Origin of the sequence: Aeromonas sp. s4 (genome assembly GCF_040907855.1) — a bacterium.
GTDB lineage: Bacteria > Pseudomonadota > Gammaproteobacteria > Enterobacterales > Aeromonadaceae > Aeromonas > Aeromonas caviae.
Map to the genome: position 1 here is coordinate 80,572 of NZ_JBFOCP010000030.1, position 14,301 is coordinate 94,872.

At 60.6% G+C, this 14,301-nt stretch carries 16 protein-coding genes; 9 read left to right on the plus strand and 7 right to left on the minus strand.

The window, feature by feature from the left end:
- Window positions 1-4 precede the first annotated feature (4 nt).
- Both AB5Y89_RS09065 and yaaA read left to right on the plus strand, forming a co-directional pair.
- Window positions 5-1,114: a PilT/PilU family type 4a pilus ATPase gene (locus AB5Y89_RS09065; RefSeq protein ID WP_041214461.1), complete on the plus strand. Its 1,110-nt coding sequence runs from the start codon at window positions 5-7 to the stop codon at window positions 1,112-1,114.
- A 32-nt stretch (window positions 1,115-1,146) separates the two neighbouring features.
- Window positions 1,147-1,920, plus strand: coding sequence for a peroxide stress protein YaaA (yaaA, locus tag AB5Y89_RS09070; protein WP_323934456.1), 774 nt, complete (start codon window positions 1,147-1,149; stop codon window positions 1,918-1,920).
- Between the two features lie 186 nt (window positions 1,921-2,106).
- Here the strand turns inward: yaaA and srmB are convergent, their stop codons facing one another.
- Window positions 2,107-3,327: an ATP-dependent RNA helicase SrmB gene (gene srmB, locus AB5Y89_RS09075; protein ID WP_041210934.1), complete on the minus strand. Its 1,221-nt coding sequence runs from the start codon at window positions 3,325-3,327 to the stop codon at window positions 2,107-2,109.
- 127 nt (window positions 3,328-3,454) lie between these two features.
- On the opposite strand from srmB, the gene AB5Y89_RS09080 reads away from it, so the two are divergent.
- Window positions 3,455-4,165 carry a tRNA1(Val) (adenine(37)-N6)-methyltransferase gene (locus AB5Y89_RS09080; RefSeq protein ID WP_368223580.1) on the plus strand — a complete coding sequence of 237 codons (711 nt, stop codon included), beginning with the start codon at window positions 3,455-3,457 and terminating at the stop codon, window positions 4,163-4,165.
- Between the two features lie 190 nt (window positions 4,166-4,355).
- Complete coding sequence (brnQ, locus tag AB5Y89_RS09085; RefSeq protein WP_323934453.1) at window positions 4,356-5,663, plus strand: branched-chain amino acid transport system II carrier protein; 1,308 nt, start codon at window positions 4,356-4,358, stop codon at window positions 5,661-5,663.
- An 89-nt stretch (window positions 5,664-5,752) separates the two neighbouring features.
- Here the strand turns inward: brnQ and AB5Y89_RS09090 are convergent, their stop codons facing one another.
- Genes AB5Y89_RS09090 through zur form a run of 3 tightly spaced genes read right to left on the minus strand, consistent with a single transcriptional unit; the run spans window position 5,753 to window position 6,895 of the window.
- Window positions 5,753-5,980, minus strand: a complete 228-nt coding sequence (locus AB5Y89_RS09090) for a hypothetical protein (protein WP_039039956.1) — start codon at window positions 5,978-5,980, stop codon at window positions 5,753-5,755.
- 5 nt (window positions 5,981-5,985) lie between these two features.
- Window positions 5,986-6,447, minus strand: coding sequence for a chemotaxis protein CheX (locus AB5Y89_RS09095; protein WP_010673043.1), 462 nt, complete (start codon window positions 6,445-6,447; stop codon window positions 5,986-5,988).
- Complete coding sequence (zur, locus tag AB5Y89_RS09100; protein WP_039039955.1) at window positions 6,437-6,895, minus strand: zinc uptake transcriptional repressor Zur; 459 nt, start codon at window positions 6,893-6,895, stop codon at window positions 6,437-6,439. Before zur ends, AB5Y89_RS09095 begins: the two co-directional genes overlap by 11 nt.
- Before the next feature lie 136 nt (window positions 6,896-7,031).
- Here zur and dusA point away from each other — a divergent pair, with 136 nt between their 5' ends.
- Window positions 7,032-8,018, plus strand: coding sequence for a tRNA dihydrouridine(20/20a) synthase DusA (gene dusA / locus AB5Y89_RS09105; RefSeq protein ID WP_368223583.1), 987 nt, complete (start codon window positions 7,032-7,034; stop codon window positions 8,016-8,018).
- A gap of 2 nt (window positions 8,019-8,020) precedes the next feature.
- Window positions 8,021-8,170 carry a hypothetical protein gene (locus tag AB5Y89_RS09110; RefSeq protein WP_080944170.1) on the plus strand — a complete coding sequence of 50 codons (150 nt, stop codon included), beginning with the start codon at window positions 8,021-8,023 and terminating at the stop codon, window positions 8,168-8,170.
- Between the two features lie 83 nt (window positions 8,171-8,253).
- Here the strand turns inward: AB5Y89_RS09110 and AB5Y89_RS09115 are convergent, their stop codons facing one another.
- The gene (locus AB5Y89_RS09115; RefSeq protein ID WP_029313758.1) at window positions 8,254-8,679 is read right to left on the minus strand and encodes a hypothetical protein; all 426 of its coding nucleotides are present in this window, start codon (window positions 8,677-8,679) and stop codon (window positions 8,254-8,256) included.
- 113 nt (window positions 8,680-8,792) lie between these two features.
- Window positions 8,793-9,065 (minus strand): nucleoid-associated protein HU-alpha, encoded by a 273-nt coding sequence (hupA, locus tag AB5Y89_RS09120; RefSeq protein ID WP_005305063.1) that lies wholly within the window; start codon window positions 9,063-9,065, stop codon window positions 8,793-8,795.
- 338 nt (window positions 9,066-9,403) lie between these two features.
- On the opposite strand from hupA, the gene AB5Y89_RS09125 reads away from it, so the two are divergent.
- Both AB5Y89_RS09125 and AB5Y89_RS09130 read left to right on the plus strand, forming a co-directional pair.
- Window positions 9,404-9,886, plus strand: a complete 483-nt coding sequence (locus AB5Y89_RS09125; RefSeq protein WP_029313757.1) for an Rsd/AlgQ family anti-sigma factor — start codon at window positions 9,404-9,406, stop codon at window positions 9,884-9,886.
- A 102-nt stretch (window positions 9,887-9,988) separates the two neighbouring features.
- Window positions 9,989-10,375: a PilZ domain-containing protein gene (locus AB5Y89_RS09130; protein ID WP_029313755.1), complete on the plus strand. Its 387-nt coding sequence runs from the start codon at window positions 9,989-9,991 to the stop codon at window positions 10,373-10,375.
- A gap of 53 nt (window positions 10,376-10,428) precedes the next feature.
- Here the strand turns inward: AB5Y89_RS09130 and radA are convergent, their stop codons facing one another.
- On the minus strand, window positions 10,429-11,793 hold the full coding sequence (gene radA / locus AB5Y89_RS09135; RefSeq protein ID WP_368223586.1) for a DNA repair protein RadA: 1,365 nt from the start codon (window positions 11,791-11,793) through the stop codon (window positions 10,429-10,431).
- A 100-nt stretch (window positions 11,794-11,893) separates the two neighbouring features.
- Between radA and AB5Y89_RS09140 the strand changes: the two genes are divergently transcribed.
- Entirely contained in the window at window positions 11,894-14,269 is a 2,376-nt protein-coding gene (locus AB5Y89_RS09140; protein WP_045523168.1) for a PilZ domain-containing protein, read from the plus strand.
- Window positions 14,270-14,301 lie beyond the last annotated feature (32 nt).

Sequence of the window (14,301 nt, forward strand, 5' to 3'; positions counted from 1 at the left end):
CGCCATGAACATGGATGTTCTGCTCGCCGCACTGGTTGAACAAAAGGGCTCGGATCTCTTCATCACGGTCGATGCTCCCCCGACCCTCAAGGTCAACGGGCGTCTGGTGTCGCTCGGACCAGCCCCCCTCGACAAGACGACGGCGCTGGCGTTGATCAGGGAGAGCCTGGACGAGACCCACTTCGAACGCTTCCTGCACACCCGCGAGGCCAACTACGCCATCCAGCGAGGCTCGCTGGGGCGCTTTCGGGTCAGCGCCTTCTGGCAACAGGATATGCCGGGCATGGTGCTGCGCCGCATCGAGACCCGCATCCCCACCTTTGACGAGCTGGTGCTGCCTCCCATCCTGCAGGAGGTCGCCATGGCCAAACGCGGGCTGGTGCTCTTCGTCGGCGCCACTGGCGCCGGCAAGTCCACCACCCAGGCGGCCATGATAGGCTTTCGCAACCAGCACGGTGACGGCCACATCCTGACGGTGGAGGATCCGGTGGAGTTCGTCCATCAGCACGATCGCTGTCTGGTGACCCAGCGAGAGGTGGGGATCGACACCGCATCCTTCGATGTCGCCCTCAAAAACTCCCTGCGCCAGGCCCCGGATGTCATCCTCATCGGTGAAATCCGCTCCCAGGAGACCATGGAGTTCGCCATCCAGTTCGCCGAGACGGGGCACCTCTGCCTCGCCACCTTGCACGCCAACAATGCCAACCAGGCGCTGGATCGCATCCTGCATCTGGTCCCCCAGGAGAAGCACCGCCAGTTCCTGTTCGATCTCTCCTTCAACCTGCGCGCCATCGTCGCCCAGCAGCTGCTCCCCTCCGCTCATGGGCAGCGCCGGGTCGCCGCCTTCGAGATCCTGCTCAACACCCCGCTCGTCACCGACATCATCCGCAAGGGAGAGATGCACAGACTCAAGGAGGTGATGACCAAATCCGGCGAGCTCGGCATGCAGACCTTCGATCAGGCGCTGTTCGGCCTGTTCTGCGCCGGCCAAATTGGCTACAGTGAGGCCCTTGCCCATGCCGACTCCGCCAACGACCTGCGACTGCTCATCAAGCTGTCGGGTCGCGAGCAGCTGGGCGCAGGCACTCTCGACAACGTGACCCTGGATGAATGAGGGGCGTGCGTCACCGCTAGTAAAGGACAGTTATGCTGATTGTGGTTTCCCCGGCCAAGACGCTGGATTACGAGTCACCCCTGGTGACCTCCCGTTTCACCCAACCCGAACTGCTGGACCACTCCGCAGCACTGATCACCCGGGCTCGTCAACTGAGCCCGGACCAGATCGCCAGCCTGATGAAGATCAGCGACAAGCTCGCCGGCCTCAACGCCGCCCGCTTTGCCGAGTGGCAGCCTGACTTCACGCCGGCCAACGCCCGCCAGGCGCTGCTGGCCTTCAAGGGGGATGTCTACACCGGTCTGGCCGTAGAAGATTTCAGCGAGGCCGACCTCGACTTCGCCCAGACCCACCTGCGCATGCTCTCCGGCCTTTATGGCGTACTGCGGCCGCTTGACCTCATGATGCCCTACCGCCTGGAGATGGGGATCCGCCTCGACAACCAGCGCGGCAAGGACCTCTACCAGTTCTGGGGCGACATCATCACTGAGCACCTGAACAAGGCGCTGGCAGCCCAGAGGGACGACGTACTGATCAACCTCGCCTCCGACGAGTATTTCAAGTCGGTGCGCCCGAAAGCCCTGCAGGGGCGCATCATCACCCCGGTCTTCAAGGACGAGAAGAACGGCCAGTTCAAGATCATCAGCTTCTACGCCAAGAAGGCCCGCGGCATGATGGCACGCCATATCATCAAGCATCGGCTCACCCGGGTGGAACAGCTGACCGGTTTCAATGCCGACGGCTACTACTTTGTACCGGAAGAGTCCGACGCCAATACCCTGATGTTCAAGCGCGCTGAAAATTAATTACACATTCAAGGGAACCAAGTCGGAGATCCTCGGGTCTGACTCTGTGAATCCTCTGTTGTAAGCACTTTTTGTTGGCCGACGTCCTTGCGTCGGCTTTTTTCTGCGCCTCTCTCAGGCCACTCCCCAGGCAGCAGACAGCAAAACGGCCATCCTGGGATGGCCGTTTCAACTGTGCTCGGGGCATTACTTCTTTTTCTTCTTTGCCGACTTCTTGGCATCCTTCGGCTTTTTCTTCTTCACCGGCACCCGCGCTTCCTTGTGTCTGGGGCGCAGCTCATCGATCACCCGGCGCTTGAGGCGCTCCTCGGTGTAGCGTTCGATCTTGGCGACCATGGCCATGTCGTGAGCTTCCACCAGGCTGATGGCGCAGCCACGGTTGCCGGCACGACCGGTACGACCGATGCGGTGCACATAGACATCCGCGCCGTAGGGCATGTCGTAGTTGATGACATGGCTGACGTTCGGCAGGTCGATACCGCGGGCGGCCACGTCGGTGGCGATGAGGAAGGGCACCTCCCCTTCGTGGAACTTGCGGATAGACTCGATGCGCTTGGCCTGCTCCATCTCGCCACGGATCCAGGCGCAGGGCACGCCTGCCGCCTGCAACTGGCCGGAAAGCTCCGCCAGTCGCTCACGGGTCTTGACGAAGATGATGGCCTTCTGGGTTTCCGGGTTTTTCAGGATGTGCACCAGCAGAGCCAGCTTGTGGGCGGCATCATCGGCCAGGTGGATCCACTGGGTGATGGGGCGGCGCTCGCTGCGGGGCGGCTCGGCGTGCAGCTCAACCGGGTCTTTGAGGATCTCGCTCGCAAACTTCTCGAGGCCGGCCCCTTCCAGGGTGGCGGAGAAGAGCATGGTGTGCTTGCGGTAGCGCGCCTCTTCCACGATGCGGTTCACGTCCTTGATGAAGCCCATGTCCAGCATCCGGTCCGCTTCATCCAGCACCAGCACCTCGATGTCGTGGCTCTCGAACTCCTCTTTCTCGATGTACTCGAGCAGACGGCCCGGGGTGGCCACCACGATGTCGGTGGTCTTGGTCAGGGCAGGCAGCTGCTCTTCATGGCTGACGCCACCGATGATGGTCTCGATGCTGAGATGGGTGTGCACCGCCAGGGCCTTGGCGTGAGCACTCACCTGCAGCGCGAGCTCGCGGGTCGGAGTCAGGATCAGCATGCGGCACGGACCCGGCTTGCGACGCGGGAAGTCCAGCAGGTGCTGCATCGCGGGCAGCAGGAAGGCGGCGGTCTTGCCGGTTCCGGTCGGCGCAGAAGCCAGAATATCGCGGCCGTCCAGGGCTGGCTCCAGCACCATCTGCTGGATGGTGGTGGGGCGGGTGAATCCCATCTCGGCCAAGGCCCGACTGAGGGCTGGATTCAGGTCGAAATCATCAAAGGACTGGCTCATGGCAATACTCGGTCATTAAGGAAGCGGCAGATTATAGGCGATTATGCCGCCGGCTCCTATGGTGACTGTGGCTTAGCCGCTATAATCGCCGGCCATTTTCCGCGGGCAGGCACAGGAGGAGGGCCGAATGGGGCGCAACAACGGTTTCACGTTCAAGCAATTTCACATCGATCACGACCGCTGCGCCATGAAGGTCGGTACGGACGGCATTCTGCTGGGAGCCTGGGCGCCGGTCGACAGCGCCCGCCGGGTGCTGGACATCGGCACCGGCAGCGGCCTCATCGCCCTGATGCTGGCCCAGCGCAGCACGAACGACTGCCACATAGACGGGGTGGAGCTGGATAAGGATGCAGCCATGCAGGCCCATGAGAATGTGACGGCCTCCCCCTGGCGTGAGCGGGTCACCATCATAGAGAGCGCCATTCAGGATCACCTCGCCCCCCCTTACGATCTCATCGTCTCCAACCCGCCCTATTTCCCGGCAGGCCAGACACTTCGCGATCCAGCCAGGGCTCTGGCCCGTCATACCGGGGGGCTCGACCCAAGGGGATTGCTGGCCGCCAGCGATCGCCTGTTGAGGCGTACCGGGCAACTGGCCCTGGTGCTGCCCACGGCGATGGCGGATGAAATTTTATGCATTTCGTCGAGTTATGATCTGTATGAGCGTTGTTATCTGGCTGTTACTACCAGAGAGGGGAAAGAGGCAAATCGTGTTTTATTGCTGCTTGGCAGAGGATTAAACAAGTGTGAGAGGGGTGAAATTGTGATCCATTCTGCCACGGGAGGCTATTCCGACAGATATATCCAACTAACCAGCCCCTTCTATTTGAAGATGTAAATTTTGCCTTGAACTATTTTTTCACATCATTATGCTGACTGCTAAATGAGCGCCCGCTCAAGACCAGTTCAAACCACTGGTCGCGATGAAAAAACCAGCGGGGCTCTTTTTTTTACCCCCGGAAAGTGCCGGTCACTGACAAATAAAAAACTATAACAAGCAATAGTTTACAAGACAGACGAGGTTGAACTTGACGAAATCACTCACATTGTCCGATGTACTCGGATTGGGCTTCATGACCTTTGCGTTCTATCTGGGCGCAGGCAACATCATCTTCCCGCCCCTGGCCGGCTTCATGGCGGGTGAGCACCTCTCTCTCGCCATGCTGGGCTTCCTGGTCACCGCCGTGGGCCTGCCCCTCATCACCATCATCGCCGTCGCCAAGGCTGGCAACGGCTGGGCCGGCATGACCAAGCTGCTGCCGGCCGGCGTGGCCACCGCACTGGCCGTCGCCATCTACATCATCATCGGCCCGGCCTTCGCCGCCCCCCGTACCGGCCTGGTGGCCTACGAGATGGGCCTCAAGCCCTTCCTTGGCGACATGGGACCATCCGGTCTGGCTGCCTACACAGTACTGTTCTTCGGCGTGGCCATCCTGGTCTCCCTGAACCAGGGCAAGCTGATGGATGCCATCGGCAAGTACCTGACCCCGCTGCTGATGCTGCTGCTGCTGACCCTGGCCATCGGTGTCTTCGTCGCACCGCAAGGAAGCATGCCTGCCGCATCCGGTGACTACCAGAGCACCCCCTTCGTGAAGGGCATTCTGGAAGGCTACAACACCATGGACACCCTGGCGTCCCTGATGTTCGGCGCCCTGATCGTCGACCTGCTGCGCCAGAAAGGCATCCATGACTACCAGAGCCAGTTCAAGTACCTGGCCATCGCGGGCATCATCTCCGCCATCGGTCTCTCCGTGGTCTATGTCTCCCTGTTCCAGCTGGGCAACACCGCTGCTGGCGTCGCCGCCGACGTGAGCAACGGCGGTGCCATCGTCAACGCCTACGTGCTGAGCCTGTTCGGCCAACCGGGTCAGTTCATCCTGGCTGCCATCATCACCCTGGCCTGCTTCACCACGGCCGTCGGCCTCATCTCCGCCTGCTCCGACTTCTTCCACAACCTGACCGGCATGAGCTACAAGAAGCTGGTCGTGCTGCTGGGTGTCATCTGCGGCGTCGTGGCCAACGTGGGCCTGAGCCAGCTCATCAGCCTCTCCATTCCGGTGCTGGTCGCCATCTACCCGGTTGCCGTGGCGCTGGTACTGGTCACCTTCCTGAAGGGTTACTTCGGTCGCCCCCGCCTGGTGTTCCGCTCCGTGCTGCTGGTCGCCTTCCTGTTCGGCTGCCTGGACGGCCTGGGCGCCGCCGGCATGAAGATGGATGCGTTCGCCTTCCTGCCGCTGTTTGACAAGGGCCTGGCCTGGTTGCTGCCGACCCTGCTGGCCTGTGGCCTCGGTGTCATGGTGCGTGGCAATGGCAAGCTGGCTGCAGAAGCGGCCTGATAACAGATCTTGACCAAATAAAGAGGCCAGCATTCGCTGGCCTCTTTTTTGTTGGTGCAATCTGGTCCATCCGTTGTGGAGAGTGCTCCTCAGAGTACGGTTGCGGGCTTGGGTTTGCCTGCAAGACCGTACCAGTGATGCTCAAACCGGCCCGCATGCCAGCGCAGGGTGCCCCAGGGCTGGTCAGCCTGCCAGCGCGGGAAGTTGATCTCCACGCGGTTGTCTTCGTACTTGTAGAGAGAGGTGCTGATCTCGATATCCGACAGGATAAGCAGCACCACCCCACCGATGACACTCCATTTCAGCATCTTCCACATGGCGATTACTCGAAGCAGATCTCGATGGTGGCACGGCCATACTCCGATTCGAACGGCATCATGATCTTGGCGCCGTCGGCCCGGTGAGTGATGGTGTGATTGGGACCGGAGACGATGACCGGGGTCGCCATGTCGAACTCATAGCCCTTCTCCCCCAGCATGCGTTTGGCGCCGCCCGTCACCATGTTGGTGATCTCGCCCACCATGTCGGTCACTTCCTCGTTGATGGTGGCCGGCGCCTCCCCCAGCATGCGACGCATGATCTCCAATGCCAGCCCCTTCTCGAAGCTGATGGAGAGGGAACCCCGGGTCTGCGGACCCACCATGCCAATCAGGCCGGAGACATCTCCCCGAGCCAGCTCGTCCGTCTTGCGCTTGGGCGCGCCCGGTTTGAGTTCCAGCTGTGCCATGGTGGAGAGCACGTTGAGCAGGGAGAGCAGGAACGGGTTTACAAAATCAGCCTTCATCTTGACTTCCTACGGTAGCGGAACAGCGGGCACATTGACCATGGGCTTCTATGGTCTTGTTGGTAATAGTAAAACCATGCTGATGAGCCTGCTCGGAAAAGGCGCCGTCGATGGCGGGATCGTGCAGCTCCACTACCTCACCGCAACGATCGCAGATCAGCAGTTGCATCGGGTGGGCATGGTCGAAGTGGCAGCAGAAGATGAAGGCGTTGAGCGACTCCACCTTGTGGGCAAAGCCCTGTTCGAGCAGGAAGTCGAGCGCCCGATAGACGGTAGGCGGTTTGGCATGAGCCTCGGTCTGCTGCAACTGGGCCAGCAAATCATAGGCACTGATGGCATTGCCGTGGGCGGCAAGCAGCCGGAACACCTGGCGCCGTGTCGGGGTGAAACGGATCCCTCGCTGCTCGCAGAGGCGTTCCGCTCGTTGTAGAAGTTGGTCTTGATTCATGTTCACGCAGATACCCTGTCAATTAGCCGGATACTATCACAGGGCCCCCAGTGCGCGGCGACAAAATTCATTTTCTGGGGCTGTCTCACGTTGTGATAGAATCCCGCCCCTTGTTTGGCCAACCCGGATGATTTTTATGCAGGCGCAGCGCTTTTCCATCGCCCCCATGCTGGACTGGACCGATCGGCATTGCCGTTATTTCCACCGTCTGATGACCCGCCAGACCCTGCTCTATACCGAGATGGTGACCACGGGCGCCATCATCCACGGCAAGGGCGACTATCTGGGCTACAGCGAGCAGGAACACCCTCTCTCCCTGCAACTGGGTGGCAGCAACCCGGCAGACCTGGCCCGCTGCGCCAGGCTCGCCGAGGAGCGCGGCTATGACGAGGTCAACCTCAACGTCGGCTGCCCTTCCGATCGGGTGCAAAACGGCCGTTTCGGCGCCTGCCTCATGGGCGAACCCGCGCTGGTGGCTGATTGCGTCATGGCGATGCGCGACGTGGTCGACATTCCGGTCACCGTGAAGACCCGTATCGGCATCGACGAGCAAGACTCCTACGAGTTCTTGCAGGCCTTCATCGAGCAGGTTAGGGACGCCGGTTGCGATACCTTCATCGTCCATGCCCGCAAGGCCTGGCTGAGCGGCTTGAGTCCGAAAGAGAACCGCGAGATCCCGCCCCTCGATTATCCTCGCGTCTACCAGGTCAAGCAGGATTACCCGGATCTGACCATTGCCATCAACGGCGGGGTGACCAGTCTGGAACAGACTCTTGAACATCTGCAGCACCTCGACGGGGTCATGATGGGCCGCGAAGCCTACCAGAATCCCTACATTCTGGCCCAGGTGGACAATCTGGTGTTCGGCGGGAACCATGCCGTGCCAAGCCGCCACGAGGTGGTGCGGATGATGCTGCCCTACATCGAACAGGAGCTGGCCAAGGGCAACTACCTCTCCCACATGACCCGCCACATGCTGGGGTTGTTCCAGAACATGCAGGGGGCGCGCGCCTGGCGTCGCCATCTGAGCGAGAATGCCTGCAAACCGGGGGCCGACATTCAAGTGGTGCTGGACGCCATGGCCAAGGTGCCGGAGTTCGCGCCGGCCGACGCGGTGGAGTGATCATGTACCGCTTCACCGGATCCTGGCTGCACAAGGCCCTGGTGCGTCTGTGCGCCGGCCTGCTCACCATTCTCGGCATCAAGCTCAGCGCCTTCTATTTCATCGGGCTGCTGATCGTGCTGGGGCTGCACCGGGACCAGATCCTGGGCTAAGCGCCCCACGCTCCCGAACAAGAAAAAGCCGGCGCCCCTGCGCCGGCTTTTTTGTCACCACGGAGGCGACCCGACAATCTGGCTTACTCCTCCTGAACCATGAACTGGAGTTCAGGGGGAGAAGAGGTCAGCACATCGGCGCAGTAATCCCAGGTCGAGATGCGGTAGTGCTGCAAATCTTCATCCAGGTGCAGTCCATCGGATTCCTGATGGAACCAGCTGGCGAAACGGGACGGGGTGATGAGCTGGATCTGCTCCTCGATGACGTGGCTGTCACGCCCCTCCGCCAGATCGCAATCCTCCATCACCCGCACTGCGAAGATGTGGCGAAAACTCACCCGGCACAGGGGCAACGGAGGCAGATCGATGCTGCGAGCACGCCCCAGCATGACGGTCAGGGTGTCGCTCCAGATATCCTGATGCAGTTCGGCCACGACCAGGCCGGGAGGGAGTTGACGAGAGGGAGCCCAGGGGACGGCTACCTGCCGAATGGCATTTTTCTGTTCCATATCCACCTCGCTACAGCGCATGCCATATCCTGAGTGTATCTGAAACAAATTTTGACGAAGATGGCAAGAAAAAACCCGGCACAAGCCGGGCTTCATTTGATTACAAGACGACCTTATTTGACGGCGTCTTTCAGCGCCTTGCCAGCCACGAAGGACGGCACATTGGCAGCTGCAATCTGGATCTCTTTACCGGTTTGCGGGTTGCGACCGGTACGGCCCGCGCGATGGTTGACCTTGAAGGTACCAAAACCCACCAACTGAACGGCATCGCCCTCTTTCAGGCTCTGGGTAATACCATTGATGATCTCTTCCAGAGCGACTTTGGCCTGAGCTTTGCTCAGGTCTGCTTTGGCGGCAATTGCATCGACAAGTTGAGCTTTGTTCATAACATTTCCTTTATGATCGGGCATTTAGCACCGGGCCACTCTATTCAAAAAAAAACACTCAGGCAAAGGCTTTATCAGCCGGATTGGCTTGAATGCTGGGGTTTTCATCAAGATCTGCGGAAATAGTCACATATATCGCCCCCTTGTCCCCTGGATGGGCGACAGGATGCGAAGCACCGGTGGGGAGAGGCATGCAAATCCCCGCCTGATGTAACAATATCCCTACACTCCTATTGACGGTCAACTGGATTTTCCCTAGTTATAGGAGTGTCGTCAGTCGATGAGAATGACCGGAGGCGTGCGACCCGAGTGCCGCATGCCATGCCCATGGAGGGACTATGTTAACTGAACTGGAAAAAACCAAGCGCGCGCTGGCAGGCAAGCACAGAGCAATAGATGACTGGCTGGATGCCAGACAGGCGTTGCTGGTCGAGTACATGCGACTGGCAGGCCTCATGCCCGCCAAGTGCAAGCAACGCACCCTCCCAGGCCATGTAGAACTGCAACGTTTTTGCGAACAACTGGTCGACTACGTCAGCGCAGGCCATTTCGAGATCTACAACCATGTCGTCACCGCCTTTGAGCAAGCCAGCGGCGACAAACTGGAGCTGGCCAAGCGTATCTACCCCCATATCCGTGCCTGTACCGAATTCGCGCTCGAGTTCAACGACAAGTACAGCAACGCCGACGAAGCCCAGTTGCTGCAACTGGACGAGGATCTGAACCAGCTCGGCCCCGTGCTGGAGGACAGGTTCAAACAGGAGGATCGGCTGGTCAAGGCGCTGCAGGTGGTGGAATCCCTCAGCCATCAGCAGGTCTGATATTCAATATCGGAGCCAGTTCAATATCCTGGCGTGCCAGCTGGATTACACTCTGCAACATGAAGGATGAGCATCTTGCTCGCACGCAGACCGGAGACGACCATGGCCGAGCGCCGCCACTTTACTCGGATTTTCTATTTGACCGCCGCCAAGCTCACCCAGGGTGAACACCAGTGGCGCACCCAGCTGGTCGATGTCTCCCTGCAGGGAGCCCTGCTGCTCAGACCCGAGGATTGGGTCGCCAGCGAGGACAAGGAGTACGAAATCTGCTTCGTGCTCGGGGGCAGCGACATCGAGATCAAGATGCAGGTCGAGCTGACCCACGAAGCCAGCAAGAAGCTGGGGTTTTACTGCCACCACATCGACATCGACAGCGCCACTCACCTCAAGCGGATGATCGAGCTGAACATCGGAGAGGAGCAACTGCTCCATCGCGAGCTGGAGCAGTTGCTGCAAGAGCACCGAGACCACGTCCCCCCCGAATCCTGAGCGGGCGGGCAGAAAAATAAAGGAGCGTCCATACGCTCCTTTTTCATGGTTGGTTACAGGGCCTCGAGGGCATCGGAGAGTTTCTTCACCGGCACCACCTCCATCCCCTCGATGGGATGTTTGGGCGCATTGGCATGCGGGACGATGGCTCGGCGGAAACCGTGCTTGGCCGCCTCCTGCAGTCGCTCCTGACCCGAGGGCACGGGCCGTATCTCGCCGGAGAGTCCCACCTCACCAAAGACCACCAGATCCTTGGGCAGGGCCTGATCCCGGAAGCTCGACACCATGGCCAGCAGCAGCGCCAGATCCGCACTGGTCTCCTCGACTTTGACGCCACCCACCACGTTGATGAACACATCCTGATCCGCCATCTGCAACCCGCCGTGACGATGCAGCACCGCCAGCAGCATGGCGAGGCGGTTGTGGTCCATCCCCACCGCCACACGGCGCGGATTGGAGAGCTGGGAGTAATCCACCAGCGCCTGCAACTCCACCAGCAGGGGGCGCGTGCCTTCCCAGATCACCATGACGATGGAGCCCGGAGCCTGCTCCTCCCCGCGGCTGAGGAAAATCGCGGAAGGGTTGCTCACCTCCTTCATTCCCTGCCCGGTCATGGCGAAGACCCCCAGTTCGTTGACCGCACCGAAGCGGTTCTTGTGGGAGCGCAGGGTGCGAAAACGCGAGTCGTGCCCGCCATCCAGCAGCACGGAGCAGTCGATGCAGTGCTCCAGCACCTTGGGACCCGCCAAGGTGCCGTCTTTGGTGACGTGGCCCACCATGAAGATGGCCACATGATTCTGCTTGGCATAGCGTGTCAGCAGCGCCGCCGACTCCCGCACCTGGGAGACGGACCCCGGCGCAGACTGCACATCCGCCACGTGCATCACCTGGATGGAGTCGATGACCATGATCTGAGGTTGCTCCTGCTGGGCGATGAGGCAGATCTGCTCGACACTGGTCTCGGACAACATGCGCAGCTTGTCCGTGGGCAGACCCAGCCGACCGGCCCGCATCGCCACCTGTTGCAGTGATTCCTCACCGGTCACATAGAGGGTCTTCATGCGCTGCGCCAGGCCGCACATGGTCTGCAGCAACAGGGTCGACTTGCCGGCCCCGGGGTTGCCGCCGATAAGAATGGCCGAACCAGGGACCACGCCGCCACCGAGTACGCGGTCCAGCTCCTTGAAGCCCGAGCTGAAACGGGGGATCTCCGTAGTGGCGATCTCTGCCAGGGTCTGCACCTGGCTGCCGACGGCGCCCGCATAACCGGTATAGCGAGCGCTCTTGCCGGGTGCCGTCACCCCCAGTCGCACCTCGGTGATGGTGTTCCATTCCTTGCACTCGCTGCACTGGCCTTGCCAGCGGGTGAAGTCGGCTCCACATTCGGAACAAACATAGGCGGTTTTGTTTTTGGCCATGGATAACTCGGGGACAGGATGAATTCCTGCTTGATATACTTGTTTGCGACCGGCAGATCAAACCCAGAATCGGAAAAGTGACTTTCCGCGGCAGGAATACATGGATTCAGAACAACCACTACATCTGATAGAACAACTTGTCCCCCTGCTCCGGGAAAAGGACTTCGACGAAATCTTCAACCGTCTAACCCAGAACGAAAATACCAACAGCCGGTTCCTGCTGAAGATGGAACTCAAACGCAAGTGCACCCCCTGCCGGCGCGTCATCGACATGCGCAACGAGCTGGGCGCCCTCTGTCAGGTGCATGAGTTCGACGGGGTGACCCACTTCATGCCCGCCGAGGCCATCGAGCTGTTTCAATCCCAGTGCTACCTCTACCGGGACAGCTACACCCTGGGGGTCTACGAGGCGCTGCAAGCCTGGTACAAACTCAACCAGGGGCGCAGCGACAATCTGGCGCTGCCCATCAGCCCGTTTCGTCCGTTCGATGTCAGCGCCATCCCCTTCGCCAGCCATTACGGGCGACAGGAAGAGCGCATGCACTTCAGCTCTCCCATGGTGCTCCAGCTCGCCAACGGCGAGAAGATCCTCGCCAAGAGCTCCGACATCTCCCTCGGCGGCATCCGGGTATCCGTGCCCTATCTGCCCGACTACCAGACAGGCGACCTGATAGCCGTCTTCTTCACCGGACTGGAACGCGATCATCCCCATCCCCTGCTGCGTGACCCGGTCAGCTACCAGATCCTGGGGGAGGAGAGAAAAGAGGACAAATTCTGGCTAAGGCTGCTCAAGAACGGCGAGCATCCGGTGTTCGACGAGTTCCTGCGCGACTTCATCGAGCGCAACCGCAGCCGCTATCGCGTCAGCGTCGACTACCTGCTCTCCGCCGCCGTCATCAAGGGGTATGAGCAGTTCTATCTGCCACGCATGACCGGCATGCCACTCTATTTCGGCAAGGGCAGCGTCCCCGCCCTCGAGATCGCCCTGCGCACCGAGAACAACCAGCACATTCTCGAATACTGGCGCGACGCCAAGAACCGCGACATGCTCGCCAGCCTCTTCACCGCTGCCCGCATGCCCTCATTGCTCCCAGGCAAAGAGGGGCTGCGCGAGACGCTGATCTACAGCTTTACCCATGCGGTACGCAGCCACCTCTACTTCTTCTCCGCGACCCGGGAGGAGCTGGAACAGAGCGGACTGACCGCGCTCTTCTTCCAGATCGGCGCCCGCCGCCCCAGTTGGCGGGTGTACAAGTTCAGCATGGAAGCCTGCACCCTGCGGGAGGCCGACCTCGACAACCCCCAGGGCGGGGCGAGCCAGTTGCAGGACAGGCTGCTGCGCGAGCGCCTGGCCCAGCTCGGTTACGTGGGCATGCTGCAGGAGATAAACCTGGACAACCAGCGCGACGAGTTCCAGCGAGAGACGGGTCAGGATCCGCTCAACGCCAACGCCTTGCAGCGCTTTGGCCATGACATCCATGCCGCCCCCTTCGAGATAGAGACGCTGCACTATGTGCAACTGCGCAAGGAGGCGCGCTACATGCACAAGACGGCCATAGTCTTGCATCACAAGGAGCGATCCTGGGTCGGCTGGACCCGAGACATCTCTGCCCACGGCATGCAAATCGAGCTGGAGGAGCCGTTCGACGGGGAGAAGGGAGACATCATCACGGTGGCTCTGCCCCGCTTGCAGGAGCTCGCCAGGAACATGGACCTGCAACGCCTGCCCTATCGGCTGGTCAGCCTCAACCTGAGCAGAACCGTGCTGCATCTGTGCATCGAGGGGACGGCCGAGCGCCATACCGGCCACCAGTTCTTCAGCCTGCTTATCGAAAGCAACCAGAACAAGCTCAAGACCACCCGGGAGTTCAATCGCTATCGCGGCATGGCCAGGGCGCTGCGCAACCTCTACACCCACCACCTGTTCAACACCCCCGTCTATGTGAACAAGCTCAAGGCCGCCCCGAAACTGGCCGCGGCCGGCCTCTCGCCACAGCCACGCAGCCTTTCCCGTCTGCTGCGCATCTGTGCCGAGCAGGATCAGCAGTTGAACCTGTATCCCCTGTTCCAGGGGGCACTGCTCAAGGCCCTGCTGCTCAATCCCCTGCGCGCCATCGAGCGGGAAGACAAGCCGGAAGAGGAGGAGGTCTACATCGCCGCCCTCCACTCCCAGGGGGGAACACCCCTGTTTCGCAGCCACCTGGCCAGCAGCTTCAGCTCACCGGATCAAAAGCGCCGCTTCATCGAGCTGGCCCGGCAACAGGGAGAGTTCTATTCGGTACTGGTGGGTATTTCGCGCACCGGCCGCCCGGACACCAGCTTCATCGCGGGTGAACTGGACTACATCGCCAAGTTCGCCATTCACAAGGCCAAGAAGCTGGAAGAGGAGCTCTGGAGTGTCGTGGGCGTGGGTGAACTGACCGATACCACCGAAGCGACCCTGTTCCGCCTTGGCATACCATCCGGGTCCCGCTAGCCAGCAGGGCAGGAAGACAACAAAAAACGGGC